This is a genomic window from Amycolatopsis sp. NPDC004079, assembly GCF_040610415.1.
Lineage (GTDB): Bacteria > Actinomycetota > Actinomycetes > Mycobacteriales > Pseudonocardiaceae > Amycolatopsis > Amycolatopsis halotolerans.
The window spans coordinates 1-10,797 of the sequence record NZ_JBEXMH010000132.1; the positions used below are offsets into that span (position 1 = coordinate 1).

A 10,797-nucleotide genomic window follows, 5' to 3' on the forward strand; every position below is an offset into this window, starting at 1 on the left:
GGGGGTGGGGCGGGAACGGCTGGAGGATCGGGGGGGCGTCTGGTGTCTCTGGGCGCCGGCCCCCCAGGGCCGGGTGCACTGCCCCTCCACACGCCGACTTAAAGGCGATCCCGCCCGCGACGGCGGAGCCGGCGCCAAAAACACAGCTTGCCGAACCAGCCCACCCAACCCGGCCCAGACTAACTACTGATGCGCCTTCGCAGCCCTAAGCGCGATCCACTGCCGCATCGCATACTCCACCAACGTGATCAGCGTCTGCTTGGTAGATTCCCGATCCCGAGCATCACACCGCACAATCGGAATGCTCGGATCAATAGACAGCGCCTCGCGCACATCATTGATGTCGTGCTCCAGCACGCCGTCAAACGTGTTCACACCCACGATATACGGCAGCCCGCGATCCTCGAAGAAGTCAATAGGCGCGAACGAGTCCGCCAACCTCCGGGTATCCGCGAGCACGACCGCCCCGATCGCGCCGCGCACCAGGTCGTCCCACATGAACCAGAACCGCTGCTGGCCGGGCGTGCCGAACAGGTAGAGGATCAGGTCCGCGTCGAGCGAGACGCGGCCGAAGTCCATGGCGACCGTGGTGGTCGTCTTGTACGGGGTCTGGTCGAGGTTGTCGATGCCGCGGCTGGCGTCGGTCATCATCGCCTCGGTGGTGAGCGGAACGATTTCCGACACCGAACCCACGAAGGTCGTCTTGCCCGCTCCGAAGCCGCCCGCCACCACGATCTTCGCTGATGTCATGGTCGGGGGCGCGGTTTCCCGCGGTGCCTTAAAGCCGACGGAGTCCACTCAAAACCCTTTCCATCAACATCAAGTGTGCTTCGGCGCCGTCCTGGCCCGAGATCGTCCGGTGCACGGTGACGAGGCCGGCGTCGGCCGCGTCGCTGATCAGCACCCGTGCCACCCCCAGCGGCACTGACAGCACCGCGGCGATCTCCGCCACCGAACGCGGGGTCCGGCACGATTCCATGATCGAGATGCTCTCGATCTGTTCCGCCGCCGCCTGGGGGAAGCCCCCCGCGGCGACATGGTCTTTGGTGGAGATCAGGGTCTCCAGTTCGAGCGCGTAGTTCGCCCGGGTGCGCCCGCCGGTGAGAGCGTACGGGCGCACGATCGACGTCTCCTCGGCCGGGTCCACCCGATCGTGGCGCTCGGGACGGACGATCGCCGACGGCATCGAGAACTCGCCGCTCGGCGGTCCCGGGTCGAAGAGCCCGCCTGGTCTGGGGCCGTCGGAGTCCGTACTGCCCGGTGGAGAGACGAGAGAGGTCACACCATCTCCTTGGTCGGCCGGCGGCACAGGTGCCGGCGGCGGGTCCGCTGCCGCGTGCGCTCCCGCGGCGGGCGGCGCTGGGGACTGGGATTCCTTCGTTTCTTTGCCGCTCTTCTTCCGTTTTCTGCGCGAGCGGCCCGAATCAAGGCTGAACCCGTTGAGGACGTCGGCGAACGTGCCGTCGTCGCCGGCGGCGGGCTCCTCCCCGCGCGGGGGTTCGCCGCCGGTACCGGGCTCTTCGCCGAACAATCCGGACCCCTGGCTCATCGCGCCATCATCCCACCGGTTCGCCGATCAGCGAGCCCCCGGCGCCCTGCAGCTGCGCGCGCAGCTCGGGGGTCAGGATCTGGCCGACGCGGTCGACGAGCATGGTCATCTCGTAGGCGACCTGCCCGATGTCGCAGTTGGGCGCGGCGAGGATCGCCAGGCAGGAGCCGTCGCTGATGGACATCAGCACCATGATGCCGAGTTCCATCTCGACGACGGTCTCGCGCACCGAGCCCGCCTCGAAGCACCGGGCGGCGCCCTGGGTGAGGCTGACGAGCCCGGACGCCACGGCGGCGAGCTGGTCGGCGCGGTCGAGCGGCAGCCGGTTGGAGGCCGTCAGCAGAAGACCGTCGGCCGACACGACGACCGCGTGCGCGACGCCCGGGACGCGGTCGGCGAAGTCGTTCACCAGCCAGCCGAACTGGTTCTGCTGCGGCTGGGCCGCATTCGGCGAGGTCATTCACCCTCCAATGTTTCGTGGTTCGTCTCAGCGGCCTGCGCGGTGCGGTGCCTGCCGCGCTGGATCCCCTGCTGGAAACTGCTCAGGCGACCGCGCACGTCGTGCGCGTCGCGGGACGGACGGGGGCTCGCCGACCCGGCGGGCGGCGGTGCGCTGCCGGGAAGCAGTTGTTCGCCCCGGCGGCGCCGAGGCAATCCTGCCGAAGTGAAGGAAGCGGGCGTCGACTGGGACACCGACTGGACTGTCCGCCACCCTTCGTCGGAACCGAAATTCCACTCAGCGGTAGTTTCGGCAGGATCTGGGGCGGGGCTCGCCGAACCGTCGGAACCGGCCGGCCCGGTCGGCGCCGAGGGCGGCTGCGAGGCGTCCTGTCCGGCGGAGGACTGCCGCGACGGAGCCTGTCCCGGCACCAGCGGCTGACCCCACAACCCGGTCTTGGCCGGTGTCGCGGCCTGTCCCGGCGTTCCGGCTTGGCTCGGCGTTCCGGTCTGGCTCGGCATTCCGGCCTGGCTCGGCATTCCGGCCTGGCTCGGCATTCCGGACTGACTCGGCGACGCGGTCGGTCCGGATGTTCCCGCCTGGCTCGGCGACGCGGTCGGCCCAGTCGTTCCGGGCTGTGCCGGAAGGTTCTGCCCTGGCACCCGGGTCTGGCCCAGTCCCCCGGCCAGCCCCTGCGCCGGAGCCGGAGTCGCCGGAGCCTGGTCCGCCGTCGTGCCGGACTGCGCCGCGTTCTCCGTCGGCTGGTTCGGCGCGGCGGCCCGAGACTGCGTGGCACTGCGCCACGTCGTCAACGGCGAAGCCTTGCCCGGCACCGGGTTCTCCGCGGGCGTGCCCCACAGCGAGGTCTGCTCCGTGCCCTGCGGCGAAGCAGGCGAAGCGGACGCAGCCGGCGCGGCGGGCGCGGAAGCCTGCCCGTTCGCCGAAGGGCTGTCCGTCTTCTCCGGCGCCGCGGTCTGGCCGTTCGCCGAAGCCTGTGCCGCCTGCGACGCGGGAGTCTGTCCCGTGCCGGAGACCGCGGCTTCGAGCCCGGCCACTGCCGCCGGGACCTGGTTCGGGTCGGCGGTCGGCGGAGCGGGCGGGAGGCTGCTCGCGCCCTTGCGGCGGGTCGGCAGATTGTCCGGCTTGTCCGGCCGGACGCCCCGGTTCGGTTGCGGCGCGAGCAGTTCCGTGCGCTCGGCGGCGGGCTGGCGCGGCCATCCGCCGTCCGGGTCGAACGCGGGGGGCACGGCCGGGACGGGAGCCGTCTCGTCCGGCGAGTCCGCGTCCGCGGGCCGGGTGCCGAATCCGGCGGGCGCGTCCGTCTCGCCGGAACCGGGCTGGCCGCCGAACGAAGCGGCCGAACCCGGGGTGCGCTGCGGCATCCCGCCGGGACGGTTCTGGTCGGCGGGAACGCCGAAGGCCCCCGCGACCGTCTGCCGCCGCCGGGTCGCCGCGTCGTGGGCGCGAGCCCGCTCCGGCGACGTCGTGGCGCTCGAGGTGTCCGAGGCGCCCGTGGTTCCGGAATCCGCGGTGCTGCCAGTGGTTTCCGGCTCGGTCCCGCGAACTTCCTGCCGACCGCGCGTGACGCCGCGCTGGAAGCTGTTCAGCCGCCCCCGCACGTCCGCCGGGTCGCGGACCGGGAGGTCCAGGAGGCCCTTGCCCGGCGCTTCCGCCGGGGGCACCGCCGGTTCCGGCGCGGCGCTGCCCGGCATGAGCTGTTCGCCGCGGCGGCGCCGGGGCAGGCCCGACTTGGTGAACGAGTTCGGCTCCACCTGGGACAGTGCCTGCACTGTCCGCCAGTTTTCGTCGCTCGCGAAATCCCAGTTGCGCTGCTGCTGTTCCTCGTCCGCTTCCGGTTCCTCGGCCTTGTCCGGAGCCGACGCCGACGAAGCGGGCGAAGCGGCCGGAGCGGCGGCGGGCGGGGGCTGTGCGGGCGAACGGAACCAGGCCGACAGCATCTCGTCGAAGATCGGCGTGTTCTCGATCGTCGTCTCGGCCGCGGACGGCGGCGGGACCTCCGGCACCTGCTGCGCAGCCTGGTTCCACCAGTCGCTCAGCGTCGTCGCATTGGCCGCGGAGAAGAGGTCCTTGCCCGAGGGCAGTTCGCCGTCGCGTTCGTCGCGGGTTTCCGCGGCCGGTTCGGGCTCCGGGCGCGGCGGCGGGACGTCGACGGTCTGCGGCAGCTTCGGCGCGGGCGGCGGCGGAGCGGGCGTGTCGTCGTCGCGCGGGATCGGGCTGAACAGCGCGGTGCCGGACACCTCGAGGTCGGACGGCGGACGCGCGACCTTGTCCCCGGAGAAGCCCGCGAGATCGCCGGCCGACGGCCAGCGCTGGGTTTCCTCGGAGTTGCCGCCCTGCTGCGGAACGAGACCCGGCACGGCCGACCCGTTGGTCGCACGCTGGCGCCGCGGCAGCCCGCCCGGCGCGACGGGCGGGGCGGCGAGGCTCGCCTTGGGGCCGGGCAGCTGGCCGGGTTCCGAGCGGTCGCCCGACACGGTGGCCAGGCCGGTCATCACCAGCTCCGGCGGAACCATCACGGTGGCCCGCACGCCGACGATGTCCTTGCCGCCGTGCAGCGAAACGCCGATGCGGTGGCGGCCGGCGAGGCGGCCGACCACGAACAGGCCCATCCGGCGCGAGGTCGCGAGGTCGACCGAGCCCGAGTCGGTGAGCCGGCCGTTGGCCTCCACCACCTCGTACTCGTTCATGCCGATGCCCTTGTCGAGGATGTCGACGTTGAGCGAACCGTCCTCGGCGAGCCGCGTCGCGACCGTCACCTGGGTTTCCGGCGCGGAGAACGCGGTCGCGTTGTCCAGCAGCTCCGCGATGAGCCGCTGGACGTCGCTCGCGGCGAACCCGACGATCTTCACCGCGGGCGGGTGCTGCACCGAAACCCGTTGGTACTGCTCGATTTCCGACACCGCGGCGCGCAGCACGTCGTGCGTGGCGACCGGCTGGCCGGAACGGCGGCCCGGCTCGGCGCCGGAGAGGACCATCAGGTTCTCGTTGTTGCGCCGCATCCGGGTGGCGAGGTGGTCGAGCTGGAACAGCGTGGCGAGCTGGTCAGCGTCTTCCTCGTCGCGCTCCAGCCGCTCGATCAGCTGCAGCTGCCGCTGCACGAGGCTCTGGCTGCGCCGCGACAGGTTGACGAACACGCTGGAGTAGCCGGCGCGCATCGCGGCCTGTTCGGTCGCGAGCCGCAGCGCCTGGCTGTGCACCTTCTCGAACGCCCGCGCGACCTCGCCGACCTCGTCCTGCACCTGGACCGGGACCGGCTCGACCTCGATGCTCTGCGCGCGGCCCTCCTGGATGTTGCGGACCGCCTCGGGCAGGTCCTTCTCCGCGACGTCCAGCGCGCTGCGGCGCAGGACCTTCAGCGAGCGCAGCAGCTGGCGGGCGATGACGAACACGACCGCGGCGGCGGCGGCGAGCGCGGCGAACAGCAGCACGGCCAGCAGACCGGCGCTGCTGCCCGCGTCCTCGACCAGCCCGGACGACGCCGCGGTGAGGTCGGTGCTCATCCGGCCGGAGACCTCGGTCAGCTGCGAGACCACCGCGTTCGAGGCGTTGTTCCACTCCTGCGGCGAAGTCCGCTTGAGCGCGTCGTCGGTGGAAACGCCCTGCCCGCCGAGCACGGTGCCGAGCATCCGCTTGCGGTCATAGGAGGTGTCCGGCTTGATCGTGCTCTCGAAGTCGAGGCGCTGCGGCGCGGTGGCGGCGGCGTTGAAGTCGGCGACGCGGTCGTCGAAACGCAGTTCCGCGTCGCGCACGTCGCTCAGCTGCTGCGGGGTGAGCGTGCCGGCGGAGATGCCGTAGCCCACCAGGGACTGGGTGACCGACACCTGTTCTTTGGCGGCCTCGAGGTCGTGCAGCGCGCTCGGGGTGCTGCCGAGCGCGTCGGCGCTCGCGCCCGCCGACACCGCGGTGTCGGCTCCGATCAGCGCGCTGGTGACGGCGTTGTAGTCGCCGACCGCCTCGGCCGCGTTCAGCAGGCCGGCCCCGACCTGCTGGCGGATCACCGCGATCTCGTTGACCTGCGCGGTCGCCGAGTTCACCGCGCCGGAGACGCTCGAGCCGTCGGCCCCGACCCGGGCGGCCGCCTCGGTGAACGGCGCGACCGCCGCGTCGGTGGCCGCGCGGGCGGCCTTCAGTTCGGGGGTGACGCCCGAGGTGCCCGCGATGAGCTGGGCGGCGGTCTGGGTGCGTTCGCGCTGCAGCCCGTCGGTGAGCGCGCGCAGCTGGGTGCTCAGCCCGACGAGCCGGTCGATCCGCTGGTAGTCGCTCGACCGCGAGACCTGGCCCGCGATCGCGGTGATGCCCAGGACCAGCGCGAGCACGATGGGGACGATCGTGACCGCGGACAGCTTGACCGGCAGGCTCCAGTCCCGCCAGCGCAACGCCGCCCGCCAGCCCGACGACCAGCGCGGCCGCTTGGGCGGGCGGCCGAGCAGCTTCTCCACAGGCACTTGGCCTTCTCCTGCAACGGTCACGAAAGTGACTCCCTGTCCGGCGTCGTGGCGGCCCGTCGGCGGTTCCCGCGGCTCCCCGCGCTCCCGGTGCGCTCAGCGCTCCCGGCGCGGAGTCCCGCGGTCCGCCTGCCCGCGCGTCCGACCGGGGGCGGGCACGACTTGGTCGATCCTTCACCGGTCCGGGAGACGATCGGCTTCCCGGGACTATGCACGTGCACGACGCAACTTGCGGACTGCACGGCGGTGGTCGAGATCAACTTGTCTGCGCCTTATCGATCGCTGCGGGCGGCTGGGGCCAAAGAATCGTACACCAATCGCCGCCTGCGTTATTGCGTTCCGCATCGGGGTGCTGACCTGGGAAAATAGTCGGACCGCGCGAACTCGGAGGCGCGGATTCGACAAGGAACGCCCGGCGCGGGAATTCCGGTTACCCGGTGCTCTCGGCTCCGACGTCCGGCCGTCACCCGATTAGCCCACACAGGGTAAGCGGCACCCTCGATGGGACTACGCTCCGTGCCCCCATCGGGTGGGTGCACCCGTAAGTTGAACCCGATGTTGTGGAGATGCAGCGACGCGCCGCTCGACCCGGTGATTTTTGCCAGCCTCCCTTCTCTGCCTGGGAATCCCCGCCCGGCCGCGGACCTGCCCGCCGAAGCGGAGCGGCCGCCCCGCCCGGCGGCTACGACCGGTCACCGTATTGGATCTTGACCGGCCCGTCACTCCGCCATCTGCCGCAACCCGGACCCGGCCCGGCAACTCCCCGTGACAGGGGTGCTCACTATTCCGAGTGATCAGCCTGTGATCTGCCCGGACGCGCCGTTTCGCGCTATTTCCCGGGCGAAAAGGAATTTCCGGTGCCCCCGCGAACCGGCTTTTTCCGCGTTCCGGCGGCGTCGTTACTATGGCCGCCTCCCAGTCCGCAAGGGCGATCCGGGCGCTTTCTCGAACGCCGCCCGGCGCCATCCACCGCGCAAGTTGCCGGAGGCAGCCATGCACAACGTCGCGCGCACCACCGGACCGGCCGCCTCGGCCGAGGACACCGGTCAGATGCCCGCGCTGTTCGACCGCGAAGGAGGCGACGCCGCCCCGCGCGGCAGGCGCCGCAAGCGCGGCCCGGACTACGAGCAGATCCAGCGCAGCCCCCAGTTCCGCTCGCTGCGCAGCCGGTTCCGCCGGTTCGTGTTCCCGATGAGCATCGGGTTCTTCGTCTGGTACCTCGTCTACGTCGTGCTCGCCGCCTACGCGAGCGACTTCATGAGCACGCCGGTCTTCGGCCTGGTCAACGTCGGCATGCTGCTCGGCCTCGGCCAGTTCGTCACCACCGCGGCGATCACCGCGCTGTACGTCCGCTTCGCCGACCGCGAGATGGACCCGCGCGCGGCCGAGATCCGCGCGCAGAACGCAGTCACGGAAGGAACCCCTCAGTGACCCTCGCGACCACCACGTCACTCGCCGAAGGAACTTCGGCGAGCAACCCGTTGATCAACACCGGGGTGTTCGCGCTGTTCGTCGCGATCACCCTGTTCGTGGTCTACCGCGCGGGCAACCGCCGGTCCTCCACCTCGGGCTACTACACCGCCGACAGCGCCTTCACCGGACGGCAGAACGGCGTCGCGCTCTCCGGCGACTTCCTGTCCGCCGCGTCGTTCCTCGGCATCGCCGGCGCGATCGCGATCAACGGCTACGACGGCTTCCTCTACTCCATCGGCTTCCTCGTGGCGTGGCTCGTCGACCTGCTGCTGCTCGCGGAACTGCTGCGCAACACCGGCCGCTTCACCATGGGCGACGTGCTCAGCTTCCGGATGAAGCAGCGTCCGGTGCGCGCCGCGTCGGCCACGTCGACGCTGGTGATCTCCTTCTTCTACATGCTCGCGCAGATGGCGGGCGCGGGCGGCCTGGTCGCGCTGCTGCTGGACGTCCACTCCAAGTGGGGCCAGGCGCTGGTGATCACCGTGGTCGGGCTGGTGATGATCTCCTACGTGCTGCTCGGCGGCATGAAGGGCACCACGTGGGTGCAGATCATCAAGGCCACCATCCTGCTCACCGCCGCCTCGCTGATCACCGTGTTCCTGATGGGCAAGTACGGCTTCAACTTCTCGAGCCTGCTCCGCGCGGCCACCGACCACAGCCCGATGGGCAAGGACCTGCTCTCCCCCGGCGGCTCCTACGGCAAGAACGGGACCACGAAGCTCGACTTCGTGTCGCTGTCGCTGGCGCTGGTGCTCGGCGTCGCTTCGCTGCCGCACGTGCTGATGCGCTTCTACACCGTGCCGAACGCCCGCGAGGCGCGCCGCTCGGTGGTGTGGGCGACCGCGTGCATGTTCGTGTTCTACCTGTGCACGCTGGTGATCGGCTTCGGCGCGGCGGCGATCGTCGGCCCGGACGAGATCAAGGCCGCGCCCGGCGGCGAGAACTCGGCCGCGCCGCTGCTGGCCCTGCACGTGGGCGGGACGGTGCTGCTCGGCATCATCTCGGCGGTCGCGTTCGCGACGATCCTCGCCGTGGTGGCCGGGCTGACGCTGACCGCGTCCGCCTCGTTCGCGCACGACGTCTACGCGAACGTCATCAAGCGCGGCAAGGCGGAGCCGGAGGACGAGGTCCGGGTCGCCCGGCTGACCGCGGTCGTGATCGGCGTGTTCGCCATCGTCGGCGGCATCCTCGCCAACGGCCAGAACATCGCGTTCCTCGTGGCGCTCGCGCTGGCTGTGGCGGCGTCGGCGAACCTGTCGACCCTGCTGTACTCGCTGTTCTGGAAGCGGTTCAACACCACCGGAACGCTGTGGAGCATCTACGGCGGGCTCATCGCGTGCGTCGTGCTGGTGCTGTTCTCACCGGTGGTGTCGGGTTCGCCGGACTCGATCTTCCCGAGCGTCGACTTCCACTGGTTCCCGCTGAAGAACCCGGGCCTGGTGTCGATCCCGGTGTCGTTCCTGTGCGGCGCGATCGGGACGTTCGTCGGCCGCTCGAAGGGCGACCCGGCCAAGCACGCGGAGATGGAGGTCCGGTCGCTGACCGGCATCGGCTTCGGCTCTTGACCCGCTGAGCACGAAAAAACCGCGGTGCCCGTTCGGGTGCCGCGGTTTTTTACCGCTCAGAAGACGTCGCGCCCGGCCTGCACGCGGTGGGTCACCCGGCGCTCGACGACGAACGACACGAACGGGACGCATCCGGCCAGCAGCACCAGGACGGTGCTCTTGATCGACCAGCGGGCCTTGATCGCGAGGTCGATGGTGAGCACCAGGTAGATCATGTAGAGCACGCCGTGGATCGGCGAGTACACCTGCGCGGGCGTCGCGTTGCCGAAGCCGTACTCGATGATCATGGTGGCGCAGAGGGCGAGCAGGCCGACGCCGGTCACGTACGCGCTGGCGCGGAACCGCGTCAGCGAGCCGGACACCTTCGACTGGCGGGTCGGGGCGGCACCGTCGGTGCTGGTCGTCATGGGAGCGTCCTCACTTCCGCGGGCGTTCAGGACTGCTGGTCGCGGGCGTTGAGCTCGCGCAGGTAGCGGTTGTAGGCGGCGAGTTCGTCGTCTTCTTCGACGGGAGCCGCGGCCGGTCGCGGCGCGGGCACGCGAACCGGCGCCGGTGCTGCCGGTCCGGCCTGGTCGGCGGCTTCCTCTTCGCGTTCGCGCAGCTTCTTGATGCGCCAGAACATGAACGCGGGGAAGAGTCCGAAAAGCGGCCATTGCAGCACGTAGCCGAGGTTCTGGAAGGTGCCGGTGGCGGACGTGAACCGGTCCCACTGCCACCAGGCCAGCCCGCAGCACAACGCCAGGCTCACGACGCTCGTGACGACGATCGTGAGCCGGCGCCCGAGCGGGGACACGGCCGGGCCGGGATCTGCAGGCACGGTATCGACGCTAGCACTGGCGGGGAAGAGCGTTGCTGAGAGGCGGCGAGGTCGTTACCGGGGCCCCACCCGGCACTCGCCGGCCGGATTCGCCGCGGCTGAGGTGCCGGAGCTGGCTTCGGACGGATCCCCCGAGCACTGCGCGCGCCGGGACGGCTTCGCTGCTTTGCTCGGGTTCTCAGCTCAGGCAAACGCCCCCAATGCCACATTCGGTGCATGCCACGCACCGAACGCCACATTCGGTGCATCCAGCGCACCCAATGCCACATTCGGTGCATCCCACGCACCGAACGCCACATTGGATGCGTCCAGCGCACCCAATGCCGCATCGGGGTTCTCCCTGTTGCGCGGTGTGCGGCGGCTTCGCTGTCGCGGTGCTCGCCAGGGCGGTTCGCGGCACCGGCTGGCAAGACGGGGTCACGTGCCCTCGCTCCCGCGGAAGTGGGGGGGGGGGGGGGGGATGGGGTGGTATTAAAAGAAACAGAACA

The 10,797-nt window shown here is 70.8% G+C and carries 8 protein-coding genes; 2 read left to right on the forward strand and 6 right to left on the reverse strand.

From position 1 onward, the window contains the following. Positions 1-183 precede the first annotated feature (183 nt). The 4 genes from ABZX37_RS48535 to ABZX37_RS48550 are packed head-to-tail and all read right to left on the reverse strand — an operon-like array spanning position 184 to position 6,478. On the reverse strand, positions 184-798 hold the full coding sequence (locus ABZX37_RS48535; protein WP_354751128.1) for an ATP/GTP-binding protein: 615 nt from the start codon (positions 796-798) through the stop codon (positions 184-186). Then, on the reverse strand, positions 779-1,549 hold the full coding sequence (locus ABZX37_RS48540) for a DUF742 domain-containing protein (RefSeq protein WP_344267783.1): 771 nt from the start codon (positions 1,547-1,549) through the stop codon (positions 779-781). The genes ABZX37_RS48535 and ABZX37_RS48540 overlap by 20 nt, the downstream gene beginning before the upstream one ends. A 7-nt stretch (positions 1,550-1,556) precedes the next feature. After that, positions 1,557-2,009 (reverse strand): roadblock/LC7 domain-containing protein, encoded by a 453-nt coding sequence (locus ABZX37_RS48545; protein WP_037809909.1) that lies wholly within the window; start codon positions 2,007-2,009, stop codon positions 1,557-1,559. Beyond that, complete coding sequence (locus ABZX37_RS48550; protein WP_354751129.1) at positions 2,006-6,478, reverse strand: nitrate- and nitrite sensing domain-containing protein; 4,473 nt, start codon at positions 6,476-6,478, stop codon at positions 2,006-2,008. The genes ABZX37_RS48545 and ABZX37_RS48550 overlap by 4 nt, the downstream gene beginning before the upstream one ends. Before the next feature lie 969 nt (positions 6,479-7,447). On the opposite strand from ABZX37_RS48550, the gene ABZX37_RS48555 reads away from it, so the two are divergent. After that, positions 7,448-7,885 carry a DUF485 domain-containing protein gene (locus ABZX37_RS48555; RefSeq protein ID WP_354751130.1) on the forward strand — a complete coding sequence of 146 codons (438 nt, stop codon included), beginning with the start codon at positions 7,448-7,450 and terminating at the stop codon, positions 7,883-7,885. After that, a complete protein-coding gene (locus ABZX37_RS48560) occupies positions 7,882-9,492 on the forward strand; it encodes a cation acetate symporter (protein ID WP_354751131.1) in 1,611 nt (536 codons plus the stop codon). The genes ABZX37_RS48555 and ABZX37_RS48560 overlap by 4 nt, the downstream gene beginning before the upstream one ends. 56 nt (positions 9,493-9,548) lie before the next feature. Here ABZX37_RS48560 and ABZX37_RS48565 read toward each other — a convergent pair whose 3' ends face one another. Next, a complete protein-coding gene (locus ABZX37_RS48565; RefSeq protein WP_344267793.1) occupies positions 9,549-9,899 on the reverse strand; it encodes a DUF3817 domain-containing protein in 351 nt (116 codons plus the stop codon). A gap of 26 nt (positions 9,900-9,925) precedes the next feature. After that, positions 9,926-10,285 (reverse strand): hypothetical protein, encoded by a 360-nt coding sequence (locus ABZX37_RS48570; protein WP_354751132.1) that lies wholly within the window; start codon positions 10,283-10,285, stop codon positions 9,926-9,928. Positions 10,286-10,797 lie beyond the last annotated feature (512 nt).